The sequence below is a fragment of the Gammaproteobacteria bacterium genome (genome assembly GCA_011682695.1).
Taxonomy (GTDB): Bacteria; Actinomycetota; Acidimicrobiia; order Spongiisociales; family UBA4744; genus BMS3Bbin01.
Genome location: JAACED010000006.1, coordinates 1 through 25,529, shown reverse-complemented (window position 1 = coordinate 25,529; position 25,529 = coordinate 1). Strand labels below are relative to the sequence as shown.

Below are 25,529 nucleotides of genomic sequence, written 5' to 3'. Positions count from 1 at the left end.
TCAGTCCTTCTTGCCGATCACAAAGCCCGTCTTCACGAGCAGGTTGAGCAGCGCCGGCGCAGGATCCTTGTAGTTCGCCGGCCGCAGAACGTCTTCGAATCGATGCAGATAGTCGAGCATCGTCTCGACGACATGGGTCAGTGAGATGGTGTGCAGATCCGTCTTCGGACTGCGTCCGAATGCGACCAGCCGTGTCCGGACGGTACCGCCGCCCCGGGCGGGGATCTCCGATAGGCCATGGCAGTGCATGGCATCAACGACATCGTCGAAAGACGAGGCGTAGAGCCAATCGAGGCGCCGGAGCACAGAGTGCAACACCTCGCGTCGCTTCAGTCCGGGGTTGAACTCGGCCTGCCCCTCCTTCACCTCACCGAGGATCACGTCGATCACCTCCGGTCCCAAGCGCAGCTCCTCGTCACGAATCAGCAGCATCTGGCAGTCGTGCTCATCGTGGGGATCGCCCTGATACACCTCCCCCGGAAGGCGAAGCCCGACGATGTCGACGTCCGTTGCGGTCTCATAGGTGCCATCGCTGCGCCTGCGCTGCACCTCGAACTCGGTGATCGTCAGATAGCCGTTGATGCGAAGGTACGCCTGCACGAGATTCACCGCGATTTCCATACCTGCATTCTTGCTCACTCTGGGCTCTGTGCACCCGTAGGACGGAATACGCGATGTAGGCCGTACGGCCCATTTTGCGTGACACCACATGCAGCGCGTGGCACACTACGCATTGTGATAGGACTTGGAAGACGCACGGACACGATCGACACGTTCACGGACCTCATCTCGGAGCAGGAAACGTGGCTGGTGGATCATGGAGCACGTGTTGCCCGCATCGCAGCAACCCTTGGGACCCGACTCGGCCTCGGGACCGAACAACTGCGACGACTCCACGTGACGGCCCATTTGCACGATGTCGGCAAGATCCATATCGACAGTCACGTTGTGAACAAACCCGGACCGCTCGCCGACCAAGAGTGGGAGGAGATGCGGCGCCACCCGGCAGAAGGGTTCCTCCTCCTTGAAGGCCTCGTCCACCCCGAGATCGCCACGGCGGTCCTGTTCCACCACGAACGGTTCGACGGAGGCGGTTATCCGCGAGGCCTCTCGGGAACCGCCATCCCCTATCTCTCCCGCATTCTCTTCGTTGCCGACGCCTTCGACGCCATCACCAGTGAGCGTCCGTACCAGGCGGCACTCTCCACAGAGATCGCGCTGGGCGAGATCGAGCTTCACGCAGGCAGCCAGTTCGATCCAGCCGTCGTTGCGGCGATGCTGATGAGACCATCGGGTGCTCACCACCTGAGCCGCTCTCAGACGGAGCGCTCGTCCGGTCTTCCCAGAGCCCTCAGGTAGTCGTAACCGAAGATGCCCGTCGGGTGCGAACGCCGCAAAGGTTGTCTGTCGAGGCACTAACGTTCGCCCATGCCCGAGATCACGATTCGTCCCAGCCACCCGGACTTCCTGGACTTGTCCTGGGATCGGCCCTTGGACACATGGACCTCGACGAGACTCGTCGACCTCCCCCGTGGAATCTCCCGACACGAGGTCAGGTTCGTGTCCTATCGCCATGGCATCTATGCGATCAAAGAACTCCCGACCGACGCAGCCCGTCGTGAGTACGAGGCACTGCGCACCCTGGAAGATCTCAATGCTCCGGCCGTCACCGCGATCGGACTGGTGACCGGGAGGGCAGACGATGCCGCAGCAGAGATCTCGGCAGCACTCGTCACACGCTATCTCGACTACTCCTTCTCGTATCGTGAGCTCCTGCAGGGACCCGGATTCGGCGCCCGTCGTAATCAGATGCTCGATGCGTTCGCCTCACTCCTCGTGCAACTGCACCTCGCGGGATGCTTCTGGGGTGATTGCTCCCTGTCGAACACCCTGTACCGCTGGGATGCGGACGGTCTTGAAACCCGCATGGTCGATGCCGAAACCGCATCCATTCGGCCCAGCCTGACCGACGGCCAGCGTGAAGAAGATCTTGCGATCATGATCGAGAACGTTGCCGGCGGGATGGCCGATATCGCCGCCGAACGAGGGATACCGCTCGACGACGCCGACCTCTCCCTCGGAGAAGACATTGCCGTGCGATATCGCGCCCTCTGGGACGAACTCTCGGCAGTGTGGGTCGTTGGACCCGACGAGCGATTCAAGATCGCAGAGCGAATCAACCGGATCAACGATCTCGGCTTCAACGTGGAAGAAGTCTCTGTCGCCGCCACAGGAGACCGACTCGAGGTGCGGACCCGAGTCGGAGGACGCACGTTCCACGCCAACAAGCTCAAAGAGCTGACCGGCGTCGAAGCGGGTGAACGCCAGGCACGTCAAATCCTCGACGACCTCTACTACTACGCGGTGAAGTTCGAACTCCCCCCTCCCGTCGCAGCCGTCCAGTGGCGGGTCGACGCGTTCGAGCCCACGCTGCAGCGTCTGCGAGACATCCCGGAAGTTCATGATGCCGTCCAGGCCTACTGCGATCTCCTCCGCCATCGCTACCTGATGTCGGTCGACGCCGGATGCGATGTTGGGACAGATGCTGCTTTCGCCGACTGGATCAAAGCCGGGCGGCCCGGCTACCCACCCGAGTGATACCTGATGGGTATCTGGTATCCGGTACCGGATACCCTCCCTACCCGATGCCCGGTCTCGCCCCGGTCATCCCTCCGTCGATCGGAATGGTCACCGCGGTGATCCACGAAGCGGCGTCCGATGCGAGGAACAGGACCGCCGCGGCCACATCTTCCACCTCCCCGAGACACTTCAGAGGATGGAGGCCACCGGCTGCCTCCTCGTTCATCTCCCAGAGAAGCCGTGAGAACTTGGTCTTCACGATGCCCGGCGCGACGGCGTTCACCCGCACCAACGGGGCCATCTCAAAAGCGAGCTGTCGCGTCATGAAAATGAGCGCCGCCTTGGACACGTTGTACGCTCCGAGCAGCGGCCCGGGCATCAGGCCCCCGACCGACGCGATGTTGACGATCGAGCCGCCGTGTTCGCGCATCCACTGCCGCCAGACCTCTCGAGCGAACATGAGCGGACCGCGCTGATTCACCGACCATGTCTTGTCGAGTGCCCCGAGGTCGATGTCGGTGATGTTTCCTGCGACCGGGTTGGTCGCCGCGTTGTTGACGAGGATATCGCAGGAGCCAAACTCACGAATCGTCTGCTGCACGGCGCGCGTGACATGCTCTGCATCGTCGGCGCCTCCGGCCACGGCGATGACACGATCGCCTCCGTCGATCTCTTCCAAGGCCTGCTCGAGCCCTGCCTGCTTCCTGCCTGTGATCACGACTCCTGTGGCGCCGCTGGCGAGAAACTCTCTGGCGATAGCCTCCCCAATCCCTCTGCTGCCGCCTGTGATCAGCGCAACCTTGTCATCGACGCGAATGTCCATGCCCTCACCTCCGGCTCCGTATCGTACCGGACCCGGCCACCGACCTTCTGCGACATGGGCAACCGCCAAGGGAGGACCCGAAACTCAATGTCCTCCTCGACGCACCCCTCCATACTTCATCCGCGTGTCATCCATGGATGCTGCCCGCCCCTGATAGGCCGGATCCTTGCCGGCAGCGACGACCTCGCCAATGAACAGCGTGTGTGTGCCGACATCGACGGCGTCGATCACGGCTGCCTCGATCCACGCGACGGACGCTTCGAAAACGGGCACGCCGGTCACGCCTTCTGTGACGGGCCGGTCGTTGAGGCGCATTCCCTCCTTCGTGGCCGGCTTCGAGAACTTCACAAAGACGCGGGTGTCATCCGGCGACCACAGATTCACGGAGAAAGCCCCACTCTCACTGACGAGCCGGTGCGTCAGCGCCTTCTTGTCGATGGACACGGCTATCGAGACCGGCTCCATGGAAACTTGAGTGATCCACGAAGCCGTCATGGCATTCCACTCTTCCCCGGAGCGCGCTCCAATGAGAGCCAGCGCATTCGGAATCATCCACGTCACCTGGTTGAGCAGCTCGCGAGTCGGCTCGGACATGCGCGCACTGTACCCGACAGAAGCCTCCAGCAGGACCTCTGATCCGAGAACTCGTTTACCCTAGGGGCGTGCATGTGCTGATAGCCACCACGGGTGTGCTTCCCCCGGGCCCCGTCGCGGACCTGACTCTGCGTCTCGCGGGTACCACCGGGGAGGTTTCGGTGCTCACGGTCGTTCCTGCTCCCCAGGAGTTCCTCGATACTCTGGAACTCGAGCTGTGGCATCCGCTCACCGAGTTCCCCCCTGACAGCGAGAGCGAACAGGCACGAACCGCCCGCTATGTGGAGGAACGCGGTGAGCGACTCGCTGCCCCCGTCCTGGCTGCACTGATCGCCAGAGGCATGCTTCCGAACAAGCTCTTCCTGGAGGGATCGGATCCCGCCAAGGTGATCTGCGACACGGCGGACACCATCGGAGCCGACCTCGTCCTCCTCGGTGTGACCCGCAGGTTGTTCAACGACGGTGCATGGAGTTCCGTTTCTGCCGAAGTCATGGAACACACCCACGTCCCGGTGATCCTGGTCCCGCCCGCCGAACACGAGGACGGTCCCCGCTCCTAGGAGTGCAGATCGGCGGGGCACCCTCCGTTTCCAAGGGGGACACCTCCCAGAACCCCCTCCGGCCTCGGCCAAAGCCCCGAGGCCACCTCCCAAGACCCCCTCCGCCGCCGGTGCGGCACCTCCCCCAACGTCGGCCCTGTGGGGGCCTCCTGGGGGAGGAAACAGGCCCTGGGGCCTCCTGGGGGAGGAAGCGGTCGTTCGGGGGAGGAGGCGAACACTTCTCCCCACGGCGAGCAAAGCGAGTTCTGCCGTCTTCCGGTCGCCGCCGAGGGCCGCCACGCCCGCCCTACGGTCTGGCAGCGATGCCGGTCGCGGTACCGAATACCAGATACCGAGTACAGCGAGCGTGGGTAAAACGAAAGAGGGGGCCCTCGCGGACCCCCTCCAACAGTCTGCAATCAGATGAAGATGATCTGGCCACCCTCGGCAATCTGGAGGAAATCGGACGCGTTGAGCACATCCTCCACCTCGTCGTAGAGATCGTCCTCCTTGAATCCAAACATGTCGAATGTCATCCGGCACACATGCAGATGGCCACCCGCATCGGCGATCATCTGAATGAAGTCGCGATGCTCGGGGACGTTCTGTTTCCTCATCATCTTCTTCATCATCGCCGTCGCCATCGCCGTTACTCCCGGCAGGGCGGCAACCGCGTTCGGCATTCCCATCGACGGATTCGCGAGAGGCGTGACCTTGAGACGATCCATCTTCTTCTTCAGCACGGCATCCATGCCGTAGAAAGTGAAGAAGAGGTGCAGCTCGGTCCCTTCGGAGACTGCCGCGTTGGCGAGCACCATCGCTGCGGTCGCCCAGTCCAGACTCCCCTTACTCAGGATGATGCTGACCTTGCGGTCCGTCTCATCATCGAACTTCGGCATCAGTGTTCTCCCTTCACACGCAGCCGGTCGGCTTTGGAAGACCGGATATGTACGCCATCTTCTTGGCAGGCTTCTTCGGAAAGAGCCGATATAGCTGCTTCGTCGTCAGACCCGTCTGCATCGACACTCGCCGGATCGTCGCCGTCTCCCCCGTCTCCGCGTAGTCCTCTCGCAGGAACCGGATCGCCTTCCAATGGTCTTCGGTCAGCGCATCGATGTGGATCTCCTTGGCGAGCTCTTGGGCGAGTTCTTCGCTCCACTCGCTTGGGTCGGTCATGAAACCTTCGTCGTCGACGCTGATCTCATGTCCGGCAATCACTTCCGTTGCCATGGCTTCTCCTTTGTTACTATTTGCCCGGCTGTTCGCCGGAAATCGTTCGAAGGGTCAGCATCAGCTTCGCCAGACCCTTCTTCATCGCCGGATCGCGCATCTGGCGAACCAACGCCCGCCACGTGACGTCTTCCGGAACTTCTTGTCCACGGACCGCCGTCGTCGCGTCTCGAAGCATCGTCATCACTTCGGGCTGAGTCATCTCACGCACCGTCTGAAGGATCAGCACGATGTTGTCGCCCAATGCGCGTACGTCTTCCTCCGTGAAATTGGTGACGATCTTGTCCAGCATCTGTCCGCCGTTTCGGATGAACCCGAAGTAGCCGCGGTGCTCGAGATCCTGCAACGCGTCCATCAGGCTGATGACTCCGCTCTGCGTCAACGGAGTCGCGTCCTCGACGAACTCTTTGATGCTCTCCATCCTGTCGAGGAACTCCTCGAGATTCTTGACGTTCCGCAACAGCTTCTTGACCATGTGGGTCATATCGTCGAGCGTGACGTACTGATCTACCTGTTCGAGCTGACGCACTGCATACCGATATGCCTCGCCGGCGAGCGGCGTGATGTCGGCCATGAGCTCATCTCGCTCCTGGCGACGCTCCCTCGCTACGAGTGCCTCCTCCGTGAGAAACTGCACCTGGGCGGCGAGTTGGTCGATCTTGCGGCTCAGCTCGACGACATCGTCGGTCGTGGTGGTGCTCATCTCAGCTCCACTTCCCCGCCATCGTCATATAGGAGGTGACGGGCATTTCCTTGCCCTTGAGCAGCACGTTCCAGTACATCCACCGGAACATCATCTTGCCCCAGTGGTTCATCTCGGATTCCTGCAGCAACGAGAACGGGCCGACGCCGGGAAGCGGGTACTTGCCCGGAAGCGGCTCCGTGTCGTAGTTGAAGTCGATCAGGAGCCCCTTGCCGAAGCCCGACTCGATGAAGCAGTTCGCGTGACCGTCGAAGTTCTCGAGCATGGGGAGGCCGTCGATGTACCGAAGGAAGTTCTCGGTCCAGATATCGACGGCGAAGTGTGCAACCGACCCCGCCTTGGATGTCGGCAATGCTGCGGCGTCGCCCAGAGCGAAGATGTTGTCGTACTTCTTGGAAACGAACGTCTCTTTGTCGACCGGAATGTGATTCAGTTCATCTCCGAGTCCCGACCGGCCGATCATGTCGGCACCCATGCTCACCGGCACGGTCACGAGCAGGTCATATTCGACTTCGTCCTCGTCGAACGCGACGAGGGTGTTGCGGTCCGCATCGACCCGCTCGGGCATGAAGTCCGAAACCAGCGTGATCTTCTTCTCTTCCAGCATCCCGCCGAGCGCCCGAGAGGCGATCGGCTTCGTGAATGCCCCCGGGAGCGGGGTCACGAACGTCAGGTCCACCTTGTCGCGGATCCCCTGTTCGGTGAACCACCAGTCGGCAAGGAAGATGAACTCCAGCGGAGCGACCGGGCACTTGAACGGGAACTCCATGATGTTGAGCACCAGGCGTCCGCCTTCCCAGGATCGCAGGTACTTGGCGAGGTTCACGGCACCTTCGAGCGTGTAGAACGTATGGACGTTCTCCGGAAGTTTCTCTTCCTCGAGGAGCCCCGGCGTCTGGTCCAGTCTCGGATGCGTCCCGGTGGCAATGACCAGATAGTCGTACTCCAGCCATCGATCTCCCTTGACGAGCTTCACCCGGCTGTTGTCCGCGTCGATCACGTCGATCTCCGAGACGATCATCTCGACACCGGTCGGGATGTAGTCTCGCTTGGCCTTGATGACGTCATTACGTCCGTACATCCCAAACGGGATGAACAGGAACCCCGGCTGGTAGTAGTGCGTCTCCTCCTGATCCACGATCGTGATCTGCCATTCGTCGGGATCGAGATGGTGGCTCATCTTGTTCACCACCATGGTGCCGGCAGTACCGGCGCCCAGGACCAACAGTTTCCTCATTCCTTCAGCTCCTTGTTCATCGCTCGGCGAGGGCGGCAATCGCTTCGAGCTTGCCTCGCAACGACTGGAACTCCGCCGTAATCTCAGAAATCATTGCTGCGATACGCGGCAGTGCCTCCAGCACTTTCTGCCGGGCATCCGCGTCGAGGTCGTACACGTCGTCGACGTGCTCCACGAGGTCCGCCGGATCGGCGCCAAAACCCTGCGCCATCGAGTCCAGCTCTGCATCACTTGGCGGCCATACGCCTGGAGCAATACCGCCGGCAATCACCATCGCCTTCAGTTCGGTCCCCACCCGAATGAACGAGCGCGCGCACATGAGGCCGAGATGGCTTCCCGTGAAGCGAGGTTCGAGGTCGGCGGATCCGGCGAGATCCTGCCATCCCGCGATACATTCGGCGGTTCCTCCGGGAATCTGCGCGACGGTGTTGAACAGCCCGCACGGATTGGACACATCGGTGATCGGAACGCCGTGCATGTCGGTGACGACGAGCATGACCCCAAGCATGTCGGCGAGCAGGTCGATGATCGGCTGGACGCACGAGCCGGGGGCCAAGACGGACCCGTCATCCGGCTCGACGGCACGCGATTCACCGGTGCCTGCGTTGGCAGATATGAGCCAGCGTTCGATGGCTGCCTCCGGAAACCGCCACTGTCGTCCCACCTTGACCGCAGGAAGCGACCCGGCTTCAGCCATGCGGTAGATCGTCGAGCGATCCACCTGGAGCAACTCCTGTAGCTCCTTGGATGTCAGCATGCCGGCCAACCGAGACCTGCCTTTCGTGCAGCACTCTGCATACTCTGCATACTGTGCATAATATCTTGCTGCAGGACTTAGCAGGACCTGCAAAGGTCCCGATCGAAAGGGTCGAAAGTCCCTACCTATCGGCGAGCGCACTCACGCAGATCGAATCCCCGGGCACGCACCTCTTCGAGGAAGCGCAGCGGCGAGACCGCCCGCTCCACGGGGTGTACGCCGACGGGTACCTCACCCCGGGCAATGAGTTCCGCCATGATCGCCGCGTGCCAGCCCGTGAGCCGTTCCATTGCCGAAAAGCCCGTTTCAGGGTCGTACCGGTCGACGAGCTCGAACCGCACAGAGACGTCCCGACCACCGCGTACGCCAATCGCCTCGGCGCGCATCACGCAGACGTCGTGAACGTCGTCACCCTCGAGCTGCGGACCGAGCAGCGCGTGGTAGAGATCTCGAGGGACAACCGGAGTCCCGCCGACATCGACAGGATCCATGGAGAACAGTCCGAGATCCTTGAATGCTCGAAAGGCCGCGTAGTGGCCTGGATAGCGGAGGGTCTTGTTCTCGTAGACCTCCAACTCCCCCGCCATCGTGTACGGGACGGTCGATGTGCCCCCTGAGGTGACGAAGGCCTCGAGCGTTCCCAGGTCATCGAACTCGAGCGTCTCGAACTCGGTGAGCGTATCGACCTCGCTCACCTCGCCGTCGCGAAGCACCAGTGCCGTTCCGTCGTACTCGTTGGTCAAACCGTTGATGTGGAAGAAGAGCGCGTAGCGCCACGGTTCCTTGGGATCCTGCGGCAACCCGCCATCCCAGACCCGGGCCTCACGAGGAACCGCTCCCTGCTCCCGCAGCCGCTCTACCGCAGCCAGCGCAAGTGTGTTGTTGAGCCCCGGACCCATCCCACAGTCCGGAACGATCGCAATCTGCGCGGCTCGTGCCTCCTCGTCGAGGTCGAGTTGATCGAGCACGGTGGCGGTGTGCCCCCCGAGATCCACCATGCCGGTACCCGCTGCGATCGCTGCCCGGGTGCACCCGGGGATGAGCACGAACGGAGTGGCACACAGGAAGACATCCAGCGGCCCCACCAGGCCAACCAGGGCATCCTCGTTCGCCACGTCGATCTCCTCGGCGACCGCGACACTCCTCCCGACGAGGGAGTTGATTCGTGCTGCGGCCCGCTGCGCGACGATCAGATCTCGGTCTGCCAGGATCACTTCCTGCGCATCGCCGTGGACCGCCATGTCGTAGCCGGCAGCCGTCCCTTGGCGTCCCGCACCGATGACTCCGTATCGCATCGCCCCGTCCCTTCTCCGTGTGCAGATCGGAGTGTATGCCTACCGCGGGACAGTCTCAGGCGACAGGTCGAATCGATGGGTCGAGCTTCTCTCCACCCGTTTCAATGATCGTCCGTGGCAAGGTCACGAAGAAACACGAGCCCCCGAGACGTTCGGAACGTCGATACTCGGCCGTCCCTCCGTGGGCCTCGGCGACGGCACGCACGACCGCCAGTCCGATCCCCGATCCGGGTCGCGTGGCATCGAGACGATGGGCACCTCTCTCGAACCGCTCCCAAATGGCCAACTCATACCTCTTCGGCACCCCGGGTCCGTCATCGTGAATCTCGATCACGAGCGCAGAATCCACCCTCTTCGCCACGATATCGACCCGGCCTCTGCCGTAACGAATGGCATTCGACACGAGGTTCACAATGAGTTGCTGCAGCCGCTCGGAGTCCACGAAGACCTCGAGACCGGCGTCCGATTCGACCGTTACGGAGGCCCCGCCGGAATCGACCGTCGCCAACGCGGCGTTCAGGAGGCTTTCGAGGGAAACCTTCGCCGGAGCGATATCGATGCTGTCGAGATTGCCTCTTGCCAGCAGCATGAGATCCGACACGATCCGTGCCATGTAGACCGCCTGCTGATGTACGACGTGCAACAGTTCCTCTCGTTCTTCGGCGTCGAGCGGGGTCGTCTCATTGATCGCGAGGTCCAGGAACCCGACCACGGCCGTCAACGGAGTACGCAGCTCGTGGGAGATCGACGAAACGAGTGCCGCTCGCTGACGCTCGACGAGCGTTCGGTTCTCGCGAATGGCGACACCCTGCCTGACGATGACGAGAGCGCTGACTGCGACCGTTCCCCATAGAAGCGCCCAGAAGTTGACGTCGAGTCGCCCCTGGAGGATGCGCACGACGAGCATGGCCGTCATGGCCGCGGCAAGCGAGTATGGAGCAACCAGCGCAAACAGCGATGACCTGCGAGCCGCGTATTCCTGGCGCTGGGGACGTAGTCGGACCATCAGCGCAGCAGCGAAGAAGAGAATGAGCGCTGCGATGTTGACTGCGTAGACCGGCCTTGCCTCCGCGAACGTGCGCCCGATGCCTGACTCCAGATAGGCCAGATCTGCCACTATCTGGGCGATGAATGCTGCACCAACGAACACCAGCCGAATGTCGAACCGGTAGGCCGTGCGCCGCACGAACACCAGGATGAATACGATCATCGCCACCGCGTCGAGCACCGGATACGCGGAGCCGGCCCATCGCTCCCAGGCAGTGAACGACTGCAACCGCCCGAGCAGGTCGCCGAGCACCAGAAGCCAGGCGATGACGCCCATCGAGATCGCTCCGATGAGCCCGTCGAGCATCACACGCAGTCGCTCCGACCAATCGGAGGCGACCTGTGGGAGGAGCGCAAATCCGACGATCCCGAACGCGTACCCACCGAGAAAGAGGATGTCCGGCGGTCCAAAGGCCGCCATTTCGGCGAGTGAGGAGACAATCGCCACCAGGAGCACACCAGTCGCGATGAGCAGCAGGCCGACACCGACGAGGGTCCACGAGACTCGCTCTCTCCCGTCGAGATGTCGAGCCCCGACGATGAAGGTGACCCCTGCGGAGATGCTTCCGAGGAAGAGGCCGATGGGCCCTGCGGTATCCGCCACGGAGGGAACCATGGCCGATACGGCAGCCAACCCCAAGAGCAGCACGAACACCACCGCAGCCAACCACCGCAGCCACATCGGACGTTGCTTCCAGACGTTCAGAAACGATTGCACGCCGCTATATCGGCATGGGGCCTTCACCGCTGAAGCGGATCGATATGCGGTGACTTCTTCTCCGTCAGATCGATCACGATCTCCGTGTCACCCACGACCTCGGGAACGCGCCTTGCGAGTGCATCGGTGAGCGCCACAAACGCTTCGTCTCGCAGATACAGCGAGTTGGAGAACCGCACGCCTGCAGAACCGATCGGAACTGCCGGATAGCCGGACGGATTGACGTAGAAACCATCCGATTGCAGGCGCTTCGCCACCTCGATCGTGTCATCGGGCGTCCCGATACGGATGAACCACACGGGTGAATCGGCCGCCTCGACGACAGGAAGACGGCGTTGCGCGAGAAGACCGCGCGTCAACTCGATCTGCGTCAGGAGTCGTGCCTGGAGCTCTGCGTACTCGCTGGAGAGGTGAATATCCGCCGAGACGATCGCGGCGCCGAGTTCGGCGGGGTGCAATGGACCGGAGAACGTCATCGTCCCGCCGAGTGTTCGGACGCGTCGCGCCGTCTTCTCATCCGGAAAGACGAGCGCTCCCCCACCCGCGCCGATCGACTTCGAGAGCGACCCTGCGACCACCATGCGCTCACGGATGGGCACCTGGCCCAGCACGTAGCCCCGACCGTGTTCACCCGCCCACCCGAAGCCGTGCGCATCATCGAGGTACACATGCAGGTTCGGGAACCGGTCCATGAGTGCCGAGATCTCACGGACGGGTGCAAGATCCCCGAACATCGAGTAAACACCATCGGCCAGATACCACACCGAAGCGGCCGACGACTGTTCCACGGCATCGGCAAGCGCCTCCATGTCGTTGTGCGGTACTGCGGAGATGGACGATCCGGATGCCTGCAGGATCTGACCGGTCAGGCGAAGGGACTCGTGTGCCTGCGCATCGATCAGAATGTCGGATCCGGTGGGAACGATCAGTGGAAGCGCAGCGAGATGCGCAAGCGTGGTGGTCGGCGCGATGACCACGTGTCCTTCGAACATGCGCTCCAATCTTTCTTCGAGCGCCGTATACAGAGGGAGCGCGGTGAAGGCCGTCGACGATGAATAGACGGGCCCATAGCGTGAGATGGCGTCGATCGCACCTGCCTTGAGACGCGGGTCCAGGTTGAGGCCGAGGTACGACGCCATGCCAAAGTTGAGGAGTTCGCGACCATTGATGGTGATCGTCTCACCCCTGAGGACACGATCCTCCACTCGGACACGGAATACGCCTGCTTTCGCGCCCGCGAGCGAGTCACGTTCGAAGCGTCTGAGGAGTCGCTCTTGACGGTTCGGTGAGGGCATCGGTTTCCATTCGGCCCACCAGCCGTGCCCCATTCCCAGGTCCCCACCTTCGGAGCCACCTCAGTGTACCTGCCCTACATCGTGAGTCGGTTCTTGTCACACCCACGGCACAGGTCCGTCCATGCGGACAGAGCGAGCACGCCTCGAGGTTTGCGTTGCTCCCGCCCGCCGCGGCGCTCCCTACGGAGCATCCCGCGCCGGCTCGATGAGCGGTCAGGATGTTCTCCTCACCCCCGGTGCATTGCCACCAGATTCCGGACCCTCTCGACCGCCCGGTCGAGTATCTCCCCTGCACGATCTTCGTCGATGCGCCCGCGTTCGACCGACAGAGCAACCTGCTCGCGAATCGGCTGGAGCAGTGCATCGATCAGTGCGTCCTCGTCGACACCTCTGCTTTGCGCAATCTCGCCGAGACTCTGACCACTCTCGAGTGCACTTCTCAGATCTTGCGGAGTCATGTCCAAGACGTCCGCGCCGATGCGCAGCGCCCCGAGCCTGGCGAGCCGAGCGCGATGTTCTCTGAGCGCCGCTCGCCCAGGATGCGACGACTCGACGAGATCGGTGATCTGCCCGGTTGCGGCGGCAACCATCTCATCGGCTTGTTCCTGCGTAATCCGCCCTTCTGCGACCTGGTCGGCCAGGCGTTCGGAAAGCTCACCCACGAGTGCGGCCACGATCTCCTCGCCGCTCGACCCTCGACTCTCCGCGATCTGCGCCAGAGTCGCACCGTCTTTGAGCTGGTCTTCGAGTTCGGGCACCGTCATGTCGAGCATGTCGGCGACATTGCGCTCCACCGCCATCGCCCGATCTCGAAAACGTTCCGTGTCACGACGGATCCTCTCCGACCTGATGATCGGAGCAAGCCGTCCGGCGACTGCCTCGGCCTGGGACTCTGTGATGGTTCCGTCGTCGATGAGCGGTCGCAGCGCCGTCACGATCCGCGTCTGGTCGGCCGTCGCATGGTCGCCCTCGACTGCTCCCGCCACGGTGAGGCCTCCGACGAGAAGTCCTACGACGACCAGGACCAGGATTCCGATCTTGGCTACACGTTGCATCAACAACCTCCTTTCCAGCCATTGTGCGCCATGGATGTTCGAGAACTGTTAGGGGAACGTGTTTCTGGGATACTGCGCTGATGTTGCTCATGGATGCCGGGTTTCCCGACCCGCCCGGGTTGGACACCGCCATTTCCCACGCCTTGCTCCTCCAGGTCGCTCGTAGGGAACGAGAGTCGGTCTTGCGTCTGCACAAACCCGGCTCCGTCGTAGCCTTCGGCCGAAGAGACGCCGTCCACCCCGGGTATCGGCGGGCCGTCGCTGCCGCCCTGGCTTCCGGATTCGGCGCCGTGGAGCGACTCGCCGGAGGACGTGCCGCGGTATTCCATCCCGGCACGATCGCGTTCTCGTGGACGGTCCCCGTCGACGACCCTCGCGCCGGCATCAATGAACGTTTCCAGGAGATCAGCACGATCATGGTCGACGCCTTCCGTGTCCTCGGCGCCGATGCTCACGTCGGGGAAGTGCCCGGCGAGTACTGCCCGGGAGCCCACAGTGTGAACATCGGTGGAACACGGAAAGTCATGGGGGTGGGCCAACGGATCGTGTCGGGAGCCGCGCACATCGGCGGGGTCGTCGTCGTCTCCGGCGGTGACCAGGTGGCAGAGGTGCTGATCCCCGTATACGAAGCTCTGTGCATCGAATGGAACCCGGCAACGAGTGGAGACCTCTGTTCTGCCACTCCGGGTATCACGACGGCGGACGTCCAACGTGCCATCCTCGACCAATTCGAGGCCGGCTACACACTCGAGCCTGCCAGGTTGGATGAAGCAACACTCGCTCTCGCCTCGGAACTCGAGCCGCTCCACCGTCCGGCTCACGCCCCACAATCATGAACTCGAAGGCCGCGGTGTGCAGGGTACGCTCCGTCTCCATGTCGAATGGTGACACATGAGAGCCGTCCTCGGCGCCATCGTGACGGTCCTCCTCATCGGCGGAACGGTCGTGATGCTGTCACCGTCGGTGGACGAACCCACCCGTCTCGCCGCAGGCATGGCGGTCCGGGTCGGTGTCCTCTTCGGTGCCGTCTGGCTCGCCTTCCCTGACCTGCGCAGGGTGCGCGCGCGGATCGCCATTCCCCTGGCCGCCGTCGGGCTCGCGCTGTTGTACCGGCCGCGCCTCGCAGCGTTGCTGCTGCCGGTGGCAGTCGCCATCATCGTGCTCACGCCCCGATTCTCGAGAAGGAAGCTCGAATAGACCTGACACACTGCGTCTCTCGAGTCCGATCACGATCCTCGACCCGCAAACACCCCATGTCGATTCGCCGCCCCTCGACGTCGTGATCTCCGTGTCAAACGTCTCCGATCGTCACGGTGGCCGGGAAACTCGATAGCCTTACGCCATGCAACGCATCCTGGTGATCAACGGACCGAACCTGAATCTGCTGGGCACGCGCAGCCCGGAGATCTACGGTACGACGACGCTCACCGACCTCGAGGCCCTTTGCAGATCCTGGGGTACCGAGCTGGGGGTCGAAGTGCGGACCTTTCAGTCGAACCACGAAGGAGCCTTGATCGACGGCCTCCACGAAGCACGTGACGTGTTCGACGGCGTCGTTCTCAACCCAGGCGCCTACGCACACACCTCCTACGCGCTCCGTGACGCGATCGAAGCTGCCGGCATTCCGACGGCCGAGGTCCACATCTCCAACATCAAGGAACGAGAACCGTGGAGGAGCATCTCGGTGACCGCTCCCGCCTGCACCGCAACCATCTACGGCCGCGGAATCCAGGGATACCGGTGGGCGCTCCGTCACCTCGTCTTTGCACACCGAGTTCCGCCGAAGGTCCTTGCCTACGGAGAAGGTCCCGACCAGGTCGGAGACCTGCGGCTCCCTGAAGGACCCGGACCGCATCCCATCGCCGTGCTGTTGCACGGTGGTTTCTGGAGGCGGCAGTGGACCAGAGACCTCATGGATGGTCTGGCGGTCGACCTCGCAGAGAGGGGATTCGCCACCTGGAACCTCGAGTATCGGAGGATTGGTGAAGGAGGGGGATGGCCGGCAACCGTGCTCGACGTCGCACAAGGAATCGATCACATCACTCTTCTCGAAGCCGACATCGACCGATCCCAGGTCGCTGTCATCGGCCACTCGGCAGGTGGCCATCTCGCGCTTGCCTCCTCTGTTCGGACCGATGCAGTCACACCGGCACTCCTGGTTTCACTGGCCGGCATCACCGACCTCGCTGCAGCTCTGCGAGACGGACTCGGTTCCGATGCCGTGGCCGCCTTCATGGGTGACGCGACGTCAAAGACGGCCATCGCCCAGGCATCACCCACAACCATGTCTCCGCTCGGAGCTCGCCAGTTGATCGTCCACGGGACCGACGATGACGCCGTCCCGGTCGACTACAGCCGCCGTTACGTCGATTCGGCCCGGGCGGCCGGAGAGGATGTCGAATACGTCGAGCTTGCATCCACCGGACACATGAGCCTCATCGACGAGCGGAGCGCCGGTTGGTCCGACATTGCCGGTCGGCTCGCGGAGATGCTGCCATGACTTGGGTATTCACTGCCATGACCGTCTTGGCCTTGATAGTTCTGCTCGCCGGCGAGCGTGACAACGTCACCCTTCGCAACGTCGCCAAGCCGGTCGCGTCCGCCGGGTTCCTCGGAGTTGCCCTGAACGCCGGTGCACTCGACACGCACTACGGGACGTGGATCTTTCTCGGTCTCATGCTCGGAGCGGCGGGTGACGTGCTGCTGCTCGGCGCATCACAGGCCGCGTTCCTCGGTGGTCTCATCACGTTTCTCTTGGGGCATGTCGCCTATGTCGTCGGCTTCGCGATGCTCGGCATCGACACCGGCGTGTCCTTTGTCGCCGGAAGCGTCGCACTCGTCGTTGCCGCGTTGATCTTCGTGTGGCTGCGCCCCCACCTGCCGCCTCCAATGGTCGGCCCGGTCATCGGCTACGTCGCCGTCATCTCGACGATGCTCGTCGTTGCGATTGGAGCGACCGCATCCGGAGCGACGCCGATGCTGCTCGCCGGCGCCGTTGCGTTCTACCTCTCGGACCTCTCCGTTGCCCGCGACCGCTTCGTGGCCCCCGGCTTCGTCAATCGCGTGTGGGGTCTGCCCCTCTACTACACCGGCCAGCTCCTCATCGCCTGGTCGGTGATATCGGTCTGAGAGTGCGCGACCACCCGCTACTCTGACCGTGTGATCATCCCGAACGGTGACCTGGATCTCCTCGCCGTGGGAGAGGCCCTCGTTGATTTCATCTCGGAGATGCCTGCCAAGCATCTGCGCGAGGTGGAATTGTTTCGCCGGTACCAAGGAGGCTCTGCCGCCAACGTCGCCGTGAACGTTGCGAAACTGGGCGGCGCGGCCGCGGTCGTCGCCAAGGTGGGCATCGGCGCGTTCGGTACGTTCATCAAGTCCGAGTTGAGAGCGTCCGGGGTCAATACGGACTATCTCCTGATGGATCACCGTGTCCACACGACCGTGGTGTTCGTTGCCCGCACGACCGGCACACCCGACTTCGAGGCACTGCGAGCCGGTGATGCGCAGCTCGGTCCCGGCGACATTCCGGCCGATGCAATCCGCCGATCTCGGATCGTGTATTCGACCGCTTTTGCCCTCTCGCGCCAACCGGAGCGAGTCGCCGTACAACGCGCGTTCGCCTTGGCCACCGAACACGGAAGGCTGACGTCACTCGACCCCAACTACAGCCCGATCGTCTGGCCACAGCGAAACGAGGCACTGAACGTGATCAGGGGGCTGCTCACCCGAACGACCTTCGTGAAGCCTTCCCTCGACGACTGCCGCCGCCTCTTCAACGATGATGTCGAGCCAGGTCTCTATGTGGACCGGTTCCACGACATGGGCGCAAGCACGGTGGTGCTGACGATGGGGGCCGACGGCGTGATCGCCTCGGATGGCCGCCGGAAGTTCTACGTCCCTGCGCGGCCGGTGAAGGTGCGGGACGTGACCGGCGCGGGTGATTCGTTCTGGGGCGGTTTTCTCGTAGCGACGCTCGATGGGCATGATCTCGAGCGCAGCGTCCGATTCGCCGGTGAGGTCGCGGCACGAAAACTCGCTGCGGTCGGGCCGCTCCCGGGCGTGATCGATCGCCGGGAGATCTACGCGTCGATCGGATGAGCCCGGTCTCGTCAATGCCGGCAGGAAGAGGTGCTGCCGGCATAGACGAGAGTCGATGTCGTCACCGAAAATCCCTGGACCGGATTCCCTCGACCGGCCACGCAGTGAACCCGCGTGCCACCAGGTTGGTGACACCGTCTCGATACTCGACGACCCCATCGATCACCAACCCCACGTGGCGCCTGGCCGTCTCGCGATTGGTCTGCCACACCTCGGGTAGCACGACGACATTGAGCAACCCCGTCTCATCCTCGATGTTGAAGAACACCACCCCGTTTGCCGTACCAGGGCGCTGCCGGTGTGTGACGATCCCGCCGACTCGAGTTCGCCATCCGTTGCGGCGGCGCCCCAATACGTCTGCGATGCGGACGCATCCCTGCTCGTCGAGCCGTTCTCTCACGAACTCGACGGGGTGGCGCGGCGACACGCCTGTCGCCCACAGGTCTGCCCGGTGCAGCTCGACATCGTTCATCCCGGGCAACATGGGAGCGTCGACGCCGGGGGCGAGCGCCAGCCGCTCCGGATCGATCTCCGCGAGCGCCCCGGCCGCCCACAGCCCTTCCCTGCGGGACATGCCGAGCGATCCGAGCGCTCCCGCAGCAGCCAACCCCTCGAACGCATCGACCGACAGGCCGGTGCGCTGCGCCAAGTCCCGTGCGTCCCGGAACTCACCACCGATCAATCGTGCAGCTTCGATTCGTCCGATCTCCTCCTCCCCCAGGTTCCGTACGTACCGCAGCCCCATCCGCAGTGCGACCGCAGCACGAACGGGATCGTCGATCGCTCCCCTTCCCAATCGCCACGACTTGCCGTAGTACGTCACCACCTCGTCCGGATCGGCGTCATACGGCTCTACGGTGCAGTCGTGAAAGGAACGATTCACATCCGGTTCCAGGACCACGACACCGTGGCGCTGGGCATCTTGCACCAGCGTATTGGGGCTGTAGAACCCCATTGGGTAGGCGTTCAACAAACCGGTGAGAAACTCGGTCGGCCAGTGATACTTCAGCCAGGCGGACATGTACACGATGTAGGCGAAACTCACCGAATGACTCTCGGGGAACCCGAAGCTGGCGAACCCCTGGAGTTTCTCCCAGATCTCATCCGCCGCTCGCCCGGTGATCCCGTTTCGCTCCATCCCGGCGAAAACCTCGGTACGCAGCCTTTCCATCGCCTCATCGGAGCGTTTGTGGGTCATCGCCGATCGCAACCGGTCAGACTGGCTGCCGTCGAATCCGGCGCAGACCCGGGCGAGTTCCATCAACTGCTCCTGGAAGATCGGCACCCCGAGGGTCTTGGCGAGAATCGACTCTGCCAGCGGATGTGGGTATCGGACCGGCTCTTCACCGTTGCGGCGCTGCAGGTACGGATGCACGGACTGGCCCTGGATCGGTCCGGGCCGGATCAGCGCAACCTCCACTGCGAGGTCGTAGAACGTTTTCGGTTTCATCTTCGGAAGGGTCGCCATCTGCGCCCGGGACTCCACCTGGAAGATCCCGACCGTGTCCGCTGTCGTGAGCATTTCGTAGATGGCCGGTTCCTGCGGGATCGTGGCCAGGTCGATGGCGACGCCGTGCGTATCCGCGATCGTGTCGACGGTGAGGTGAAGGGCATTGAGCATGCCGAGAGCGAGGAGGTCGAACTTGACGATTCCGATCGCGGCGCAGTCGTCCTTGTCCCACTGCAATACGGACCGGTCCTGCATCCGGCCCCACTCCATGGGGACGACCTGCCACAGGGGACGATCGGCGATCACCATTCCGCCCGAATGGATGCCGAGATGTCGGGGGAATCCGTCGAGTCGGTGGCACACGTCGTAGATGAACTCGGCGGTCATTCCCGCCGGCAACGGCGCCTCCAGTCGCAGTTTCGCCGGATTGCGAGTATCGACGTACTTGGACAGGCCATCCACCTGTGCCTGGGTCAGTCCGAAGGCTTTGCCGACATCGCGCAGCACCGAGCGGGCACGGTAGGTGATGACGTTGGCGACCATCGCCGCACGTTCACGCCCGTATCGGCGGTAGCAATATTGGATGACCTCCTCCCGGCGCTCGGCCTCGAGGTCGAGGTCGAGGTCCGGAGGCCGCCCTCGCTCGTCGGAGAGGAACCGCTCGAACGGCAGATGCAGTCGAATCGGGTCGACCCTGGTGAGGCCGATACAACGACACACCGCAGAGTCGGCACCCGACCCACGGATCTGGCAGTAGATGTCCTGGGAACGAGCGAAGTTGACGATGTCCCACACGACGAGGAAGTAGCCGGGAAACCCGAGGCGTTCGATCACGTCGAGTTCGTGTTCGAGCCGTTCTCGTGCCCGCGGTTCGATACCGCCGTCGCAGCCCGGATACGCGCTGCGGGCTCCTTCGAAGGTGAGATACCGCAGGTACTCCATCTCGGAACGGAAATGGCCCGGCATCGGAAAATCGGGAAGCTTTGGTGCAACGAGTCGTAGGTCGAAAGAGAGCACCTCTCCAAGCTCGCCGGCGCGTTCCACCGCCCCTCGATACCTGGCGAAACGCCCAACCATCTCGGAGGGGTCCTTCAGGTACCGCTCGTCGGTGGCGGAGCGGTACCCATCTGCGTCATCGAGGCTTCTCCGTCCCCCGATGGCGGCCAATACGTCGGCGAGATCTGCGTCGCTACGGTCTGCGTAGTGGACGTTGTTGGTGGCGACCACCGGCAGTTGCAGCCGTCGGGCAACATCCCACAGCAGATCGTTGCGGGGATCGTCCTCCGGCATCGCGTGATGCCACAGCTCGACGTGCAGCCTGGATCCGAAGACCTCCCGCAGACGCGCGGCCTCGCGCAACGCTCCCTCCACATCTCCGGCCTGGGACGCCCTGGGCACCGCTCCGTGATGGCAGCCTGTCAGCGCATACAGGCCTCCCTCTCGTGCCGCCTCTTCGAGATCCCGCCAGGTGTAGACGGGACGATCCTTCTTGCCGCGAAATTGGGCTCGGGTCACGAATCGGCTCAGCGCCGCGTAGCCGTCCGCCGACGGCGCAAGGAGTACGAGATGGTCGGTCTGTGGAGTATCCACCGGCTTGGTGCCGTGCATCCGCCTGGTCCGACCCCGCCGGCGGGACCTGGTGTCTCGGCCACCATCCTCTGCGCCGTTCCGTCGGCCAGGAATACCGCTCGCGATGTCCTCGTCCTGCGTCCTCGCGTGCGACGCCCCTGGGTCGGGATCGCCGCGGGCAAGCCCGATTTCCACCCCGTATACCGCGGACAGGCCGGCGCTGCGGGCAGCCTGAGAGAACCGCACCGCACCGTAGAACCCGTCGTGGTCGGTGACCGCCAGTGCCCGGTACCCAAGCGCCGCAGCCCGCTCCACGAGTTCCTCGGGAGGAGAAGCGCCGTCGAGGAAAGAGAAGTTGGTGTGGCAGTGCAGCTCTGCGTAAGTCATACTTCGTTTCTGTCGTACCCACTCCATACTATCGAACGTATGTTCGGTCCGTGGAGCAGGGTCGCCGAGATGCGTGCCAAACCCTCCCCCGTCCCCCGGGGCCTCCTCGGGAAGAAACCAGGCCTGGGCTCTACATCTGTCCGGAAACTCTGTAAGTTGATCATGGAGGAAGACGCATGCGTGCAGCGAGCATCATCCTGGGAATCGCCCTGCTTGCCCCTGCATGCGCCCCGGACACAGATCCGCTCCCCACAAACCCCAGCACAACGACATCGCAAGGAGGAATCATGCGCCTCTCCAGTTCTGCATTCCTGCACAACATGCCTATCCCGTCGCGCTACACATGCGACGGATTCGACGTGAATCCACCACTACAGATCAACGACATCCCGCCAGGCACCCGGAGCCTCGTCCTGTTCGTCGACGATCCCGATGCTCCAGACCCAGAGGCGCCCAAGATGGTCTGGGACCACTGGGTCGTCTGGAACATCGATCCAGCGACGCGCGAGATCGGCGAGGGCTCCGTCCCGGCCGGCGCCGTTCAGGGCAAGAACTCATGGGGCCGCAACAGCTATGGCGGACCCTGTCCCCCGATCGGCACACACCGCTACTTCTTCAAGCTCTTCGCCCTCGACACGACGCTGACCCTGACGCCGGCCGCGACCAAGGCCGACGTCGAGGCGGCATTCGCAGGCCACGTCATCGATCAGACCGAGCTGATCGGCACCTACCATCGATAGCCGTCACCCCTTCGTCTGGTAGCTTCCCGCCGATGAGGAGGACATTGCGAACCGCCGGTTTCATGGTGCTGGCGTGGTCGATGGCAACGGCATACACCAAGCGGCACAACCTGCCAAGCTTCCGAGGAAGCGACGCATCAGGGGTCTTCGGTGATGCCGACCTGGCGGAGTTGTCCATTGTCGTCCTCGGCGACTCGAGTTGCACCGGCCCGGGGCTCGAGCACCCGGAAGACATCTGGATCCAGCGCATCGGACGCGAACTCGGACAACGCTTCCGCGTGACGCTGGACAGCTTCGCCATCGGCGGTTCGAAGGCACGAGACGTGCTGGCCGATCAGGTCCCGAAGGCACTCAAACGTCGTTACGACCTTGCGATCGTATCGGTCGGAGGCAACGACATGATTTACGGCGTCCCCATCGCGAGGTTCCATCGGCAGCTGGCTTCCATCGTGGATGCCCTCGCACCTTCGGCCGGAGCGATCGTGCTCTCCGGCGTTGGCGACATGGGCAGCATCCCTCGCCTTCCGCTCCTCCTCAGGCAGCCCGCACATGCCAGAGGGCGTGCCGCCGACCGGGCCCATGCCCAGGTTGCAGAGCATCGGCCCAATGTCTTCAAAGTGCCGCTGTGGAACTCCGCCGAGGCGTTCCGTACAGACCTCACCCTGTGGTCCCCCGACCTGTTTCACGCGAGCAGCAAAGGTCATGCTCTGTTCGCCGAAGCGGCACTGCCTACGATTGCCGAGGCACTCGAGTACGTCGGACGGTAGGTGTCAGTCATCAGTCATCAGCGCGTTCCCGGCAAGAGGGTGCCGCGTCAACTACTGAGAACTAACCGTCCAGCTTCCAGCGGCCCGAGGCACACGATCGGGTAGAGCTGCGAGCCACGGGAGGCCGAGGAACGCCAGGAAGACGATCTCGCGAAGCATCCTGTCTCCCGCCTACGCGCTTCGACTACGCTGCCGCCCCATGAGGCTGCCATCTCCGGTCCGCACGACCATAACGGTGGTCAACGGGCTGCTCGTCACGGCGATAGCTTCGATTGTCGTCACGATCGTCGGGTTGATCCGCCCCGACTCCCCCTGGGTCGACAAGATCGCGCGCGCCTGGGCCAAGGCCTGCCTGTGGCCGTCCGGCACGCACCTCGACATTCGGGGAGTCGAGAACGCAAACCCCAATACCTCATACGTCGTGGTGTCCAATCACCAATCCACGCTCGACATCATGGCGCACTTCCTTGCTCTCCCGGTACCGATCCGTTTCCTCGCGAAGAAGGAGCTCTTCTCCGCGCCGCTGCTGGGATGGGCGTTGAAGGCGATGTCCATGGTGCCTGTCGACCGGAGGTCACACAACTCCTACCGAGAGGTGAAAGAAGGGGCGCTACGAGTTGCAGAGCTCGGCAAGTCGATCATCGTCTATCCGGAGGGAACCCGGACCAGAGACGGCGATCTGCTCCCCTTCAAACGGGGTGCCTTCGCCATTGCCATCCATACCGGCCTTCCCATCCTCCCGACGACCATCTACGGTGCACGCAAAGCCTGGGTTCCGAATCGAAAGAGAATCGACGGAGGACCGATCATCGTGTCCATCGGAGTTCCCATCCCCACTGCCGGACTGACCGACGACGACATCAGCCGCCTGAGAGACGAGACGAAAGGCGTCATTCAGCACACCCTCGACGAACTCTCCCGGGAGAACCCATGATCGATGTCATTAGAACCGGTATCACGTACCTTCTGATCTTTCTGGGAACGTTGATCGTCACTCCGGCGTTCATCATCATCGGGTGGATCAACCCGGCAAGCCCCTGGATGGAGCGTTTCGCCACGTTCTGGTCACACCTTTGGCTCGTCGGGCTTAACGTTCGACCTGAGGTGGAAGGTGCAGATCGAGTTGACCCGTCGGGCTCATACATCGTCGTCGGCAATCACCAGTCGAACCTCGATCCGGTGATTCACTTCCTCGCCCTCCCAGTACCCCTTCGTTTCCTTTCCAAGAAGGAGCTGTACTCGGTTCCCATATTCGGCATCGCCATCAAGGCATTCGGCATGATCAAAGTCGACCGGGACCAGCCATCGATGGACTACATCAACAAACAAGTGGACAAAGCGGTGGCGCGCGGCAGATCGATCATCATCTACGGAGAGGGCACTCGCAGCAAGACCGGTGATCTGGGACCGTTCAAGAAGGGACCCTTCGTCATCGCTATCCAAACGGGACTGCCGATCGTGCCGGTTGCCATCGAAGGAACAAACGCCATCTGGCCGCCAGGAGCAAAGATGATGCACCCGGGTCCGGTCAAACTGGAGATCGGCGAACCGATCAAGACGACCGGCCTCACACTCGCCGACGTGGATGACCTCCGGGATCGGGTACGAACCTGGATCGCAGCATCGCTCGAACGGCTCGGCGGCTGAACTCCTCATACCCGCCCCGCGGTCTGGCAGCAACTCTGGCGGCACCAAGTACCGAATAGCAGTTGCGGCTCGCGAAGCGAGCCTCCTCAGTCATATAGCCCGGCCAGATAGCTTTTCCCCTCGCGGACATCACAGAGCAGAGCACCGGTGGAAGTGACCATCTGGTAGCGACTCGCAGCGGCCTCGCCGGCCCACCATCGTCCCGTCACACGCCATGGCCCCGCCCATGAGAGCACGCTCTCCCACCTGCTTCGCAACCGCACACGCACCGGCATGCCGGCATCCCATTCGATCTCAACCGGCCGCGGATCAGGGATGACCAACGCGGGAGACGGGGTGGGAATCGCTCCTCTCCAGGGCACCTCGTCTCGATGTGTACGAGGCTGCTCCTCACCCCATCGCCGCCAGAGAACCCGTTGAGAAGGAGCTCTCCCTCCCCGAGGTGTTGCCTGAAGGACCGCGTCGGGCCCGACGAGTGCCTGGACGCGAGCGATGGCACGCTCTGCTTCGATCCGAACGGCGATGTTCTCGAAGAGGGTCAACGGTCGACCTTCCCCAGACAGGTCTGCCGGTGCAATGCGCATCCGAACGACCCCTCCCGGAATACCCGCAGTTTCGATCCAGGCACGCAACTGCCACCATGTCCGTTCGGTCAGCGCCGACTCATCGAACGGATCGCTGCTCCGCCACACCCGGTGCCGCTCGGTGCCGTCCGCGGCGGCGGCCGAGATCTCGATCCGGTGCGGAGCGACCCCGTGAGCAACGAGCATGCCCATGAGACGATGCGCAAGCGTGCGAGCGGCAAACCCGACCTGTTCGAGCAGCAGGAGTGGTTCTTCGAACCGTATCTCGACAGCGAGATCCTGTGGAATCTCCCGCGGGACGGGTACCCGATCCTCTCCGCCGGCGAGCCGGTGTGCGGCTGCCCCGATGTTCCCGAACCTCGAGAGAACGGCCGCCCTGGGCAGACGAGCCAGATCGCCGAGAGTTCCGAC

General features: G+C 63.1%; 26 protein-coding genes. 12 read left to right on the top strand and 14 right to left on the bottom strand.

Features of this window, described 5'->3' with window-relative positions; genetic code table 11:
- On the bottom strand, positions 1 to 639 hold the full coding sequence (locus GWP04_01920; protein ID NIA24306.1) for a hypothetical protein: 639 nt from the start codon (positions 637 to 639) through the stop codon (positions 1 to 3).
- A gap of 96 nt (positions 640 to 735) precedes the next feature.
- On the opposite strand from GWP04_01920, the gene GWP04_01915 reads away from it, so the two are divergent.
- Both GWP04_01915 and GWP04_01910 read left to right on the top strand, forming a co-directional pair.
- Complete coding sequence (locus GWP04_01915) at positions 736 to 1,359, top strand: HD domain-containing protein (protein NIA24305.1); 624 nt, start codon at positions 736 to 738, stop codon at positions 1,357 to 1,359.
- A gap of 69 nt (positions 1,360 to 1,428) precedes the next feature.
- Entirely contained in the window at positions 1,429 to 2,598 is a 1,170-nt protein-coding gene (locus GWP04_01910) for a DUF4032 domain-containing protein (GenBank protein ID NIA24304.1), read from the top strand.
- A gap of 40 nt (positions 2,599 to 2,638) precedes the next feature.
- Here the strand turns inward: GWP04_01910 and GWP04_01905 are convergent, their stop codons facing one another.
- Entirely contained in the window at positions 2,639 to 3,403 is a 765-nt protein-coding gene (locus GWP04_01905) for a glucose 1-dehydrogenase (protein NIA24303.1), read from the bottom strand.
- Between the two features lie 84 nt (positions 3,404 to 3,487).
- Entirely contained in the window at positions 3,488 to 3,997 is a 510-nt protein-coding gene (locus GWP04_01900; GenBank protein ID NIA24302.1) for a hypothetical protein, read from the bottom strand.
- Between the two features lie 68 nt (positions 3,998 to 4,065).
- Here GWP04_01900 and GWP04_01895 point away from each other — a divergent pair, with 68 nt between their 5' ends.
- Positions 4,066 to 4,557 (top strand): universal stress protein, encoded by a 492-nt coding sequence (locus tag GWP04_01895; protein ID NIA24301.1) that lies wholly within the window; start codon positions 4,066 to 4,068, stop codon positions 4,555 to 4,557.
- A gap of 398 nt (positions 4,558 to 4,955) precedes the next feature.
- On the opposite strand, the gene GWP04_01890 is transcribed toward GWP04_01895, so the two are convergent.
- The 9 genes from GWP04_01890 to GWP04_01850 all read right to left on the bottom strand — a co-directional run bounded on the left by GWP04_01890 (position 4,956) and on the right by GWP04_01850 (position 13,873).
- A complete protein-coding gene (locus tag GWP04_01890) occupies positions 4,956 to 5,435 on the bottom strand; it encodes a hypothetical protein (GenBank protein NIA24300.1) in 480 nt (159 codons plus the stop codon).
- Between the two features lie 13 nt (positions 5,436 to 5,448).
- Positions 5,449 to 5,766: a TusE/DsrC/DsvC family sulfur relay protein gene (gene tusE / locus GWP04_01885; GenBank protein ID NIA24299.1), complete on the bottom strand. Its 318-nt coding sequence runs from the start codon at positions 5,764 to 5,766 to the stop codon at positions 5,449 to 5,451.
- 16 nt (positions 5,767 to 5,782) lie between these two features.
- Positions 5,783 to 6,469 carry a hypothetical protein gene (locus tag GWP04_01880; GenBank protein NIA24298.1) on the bottom strand — a complete coding sequence of 229 codons (687 nt, stop codon included), beginning with the start codon at positions 6,467 to 6,469 and terminating at the stop codon, positions 5,783 to 5,785.
- 1 nt (position 6,470) lies between these two features.
- Positions 6,471 to 7,706 carry an FAD-dependent oxidoreductase gene (locus tag GWP04_01875; protein ID NIA24297.1) on the bottom strand — a complete coding sequence of 412 codons (1,236 nt, stop codon included), beginning with the start codon at positions 7,704 to 7,706 and terminating at the stop codon, positions 6,471 to 6,473.
- Between the two features lie 16 nt (positions 7,707 to 7,722).
- Positions 7,723 to 8,472 (bottom strand): helix-turn-helix domain-containing protein, encoded by a 750-nt coding sequence (locus GWP04_01870; protein NIA24296.1) that lies wholly within the window; start codon positions 8,470 to 8,472, stop codon positions 7,723 to 7,725.
- A 116-nt stretch (positions 8,473 to 8,588) separates the two neighbouring features.
- Complete coding sequence (locus GWP04_01865) at positions 8,589 to 9,758, bottom strand: hypothetical protein (GenBank protein NIA24295.1); 1,170 nt, start codon at positions 9,756 to 9,758, stop codon at positions 8,589 to 8,591.
- 55 nt (positions 9,759 to 9,813) lie between these two features.
- Positions 9,814 to 11,523 (bottom strand): hypothetical protein, encoded by a 1,710-nt coding sequence (locus GWP04_01860; GenBank protein NIA24294.1) that lies wholly within the window; start codon positions 11,521 to 11,523, stop codon positions 9,814 to 9,816.
- 23 nt (positions 11,524 to 11,546) lie between these two features.
- A complete protein-coding gene (locus GWP04_01855) occupies positions 11,547 to 12,851 on the bottom strand; it encodes an aminotransferase class I/II-fold pyridoxal phosphate-dependent enzyme (GenBank protein NIA24293.1) in 1,305 nt (434 codons plus the stop codon).
- 194 nt (positions 12,852 to 13,045) lie between these two features.
- A complete protein-coding gene (locus GWP04_01850) occupies positions 13,046 to 13,873 on the bottom strand; it encodes a hypothetical protein (protein ID NIA24292.1) in 828 nt (275 codons plus the stop codon).
- An 80-nt stretch (positions 13,874 to 13,953) separates the two neighbouring features.
- Between GWP04_01850 and GWP04_01845 the strand changes: the two genes are divergently transcribed.
- The 5 genes from GWP04_01845 (at position 13,954) to GWP04_01825 (ending at position 17,974) form a co-directional block, all read left to right on the top strand.
- Positions 13,954 to 14,709, top strand: a complete 756-nt coding sequence (locus tag GWP04_01845) for a lipoate--protein ligase family protein (protein ID NIA24291.1) — start codon at positions 13,954 to 13,956, stop codon at positions 14,707 to 14,709.
- Between the two features lie 55 nt (positions 14,710 to 14,764).
- Entirely contained in the window at positions 14,765 to 15,070 is a 306-nt protein-coding gene (locus GWP04_01840; protein ID NIA24290.1) for a hypothetical protein, read from the top strand.
- A gap of 145 nt (positions 15,071 to 15,215) precedes the next feature.
- Positions 15,216 to 16,373: a type II 3-dehydroquinate dehydratase gene (gene aroQ / locus GWP04_01835; protein ID NIA24289.1), complete on the top strand. Its 1,158-nt coding sequence runs from the start codon at positions 15,216 to 15,218 to the stop codon at positions 16,371 to 16,373.
- On the top strand, positions 16,370 to 17,002 hold the full coding sequence (locus GWP04_01830) for a lysoplasmalogenase (protein ID NIA24288.1): 633 nt from the start codon (positions 16,370 to 16,372) through the stop codon (positions 17,000 to 17,002). The genes aroQ and GWP04_01830 overlap by 4 nt, the downstream gene beginning before the upstream one ends.
- 30 nt (positions 17,003 to 17,032) lie before the next feature.
- Positions 17,033 to 17,974, top strand: a complete 942-nt coding sequence (locus GWP04_01825; protein ID NIA24287.1) for a carbohydrate kinase — start codon at positions 17,033 to 17,035, stop codon at positions 17,972 to 17,974.
- A 61-nt stretch (positions 17,975 to 18,035) separates the two neighbouring features.
- On the opposite strand, the gene dnaE is transcribed toward GWP04_01825, so the two are convergent.
- Positions 18,036 to 21,380: a DNA polymerase III subunit alpha gene (gene dnaE / locus GWP04_01820; protein NIA24286.1), complete on the bottom strand. Its 3,345-nt coding sequence runs from the start codon at positions 21,378 to 21,380 to the stop codon at positions 18,036 to 18,038.
- A 176-nt stretch (positions 21,381 to 21,556) separates the two neighbouring features.
- Between dnaE and GWP04_01815 the strand changes: the two genes are divergently transcribed.
- The 4 genes from GWP04_01815 (at position 21,557) to GWP04_01800 (ending at position 24,534) form a co-directional block, all read left to right on the top strand.
- Positions 21,557 to 22,120, top strand: a complete 564-nt coding sequence (locus tag GWP04_01815) for a YbhB/YbcL family Raf kinase inhibitor-like protein (protein ID NIA24285.1) — start codon at positions 21,557 to 21,559, stop codon at positions 22,118 to 22,120.
- Positions 22,121 to 22,152: 32 nt separating this feature from the next.
- Positions 22,153 to 22,887 (top strand): hypothetical protein, encoded by a 735-nt coding sequence (locus tag GWP04_01810; protein NIA24284.1) that lies wholly within the window; start codon positions 22,153 to 22,155, stop codon positions 22,885 to 22,887.
- A gap of 199 nt (positions 22,888 to 23,086) precedes the next feature.
- A complete protein-coding gene (locus GWP04_01805) occupies positions 23,087 to 23,821 on the top strand; it encodes a 1-acylglycerol-3-phosphate O-acyltransferase (protein ID NIA24283.1) in 735 nt (244 codons plus the stop codon).
- On the top strand, positions 23,818 to 24,534 hold the full coding sequence (locus tag GWP04_01800; protein ID NIA24282.1) for a 1-acylglycerol-3-phosphate O-acyltransferase: 717 nt from the start codon (positions 23,818 to 23,820) through the stop codon (positions 24,532 to 24,534). Before GWP04_01805 ends, GWP04_01800 begins: the two co-directional genes overlap by 4 nt.
- Positions 24,535 to 24,620: 86 nt before the next feature.
- On the opposite strand, the gene GWP04_01795 is transcribed toward GWP04_01800, so the two are convergent.
- Positions 24,621 to 25,529 (bottom strand): hypothetical protein (locus GWP04_01795; protein ID NIA24281.1); only part of this gene is annotated, 909 nt, incomplete at its 5' end.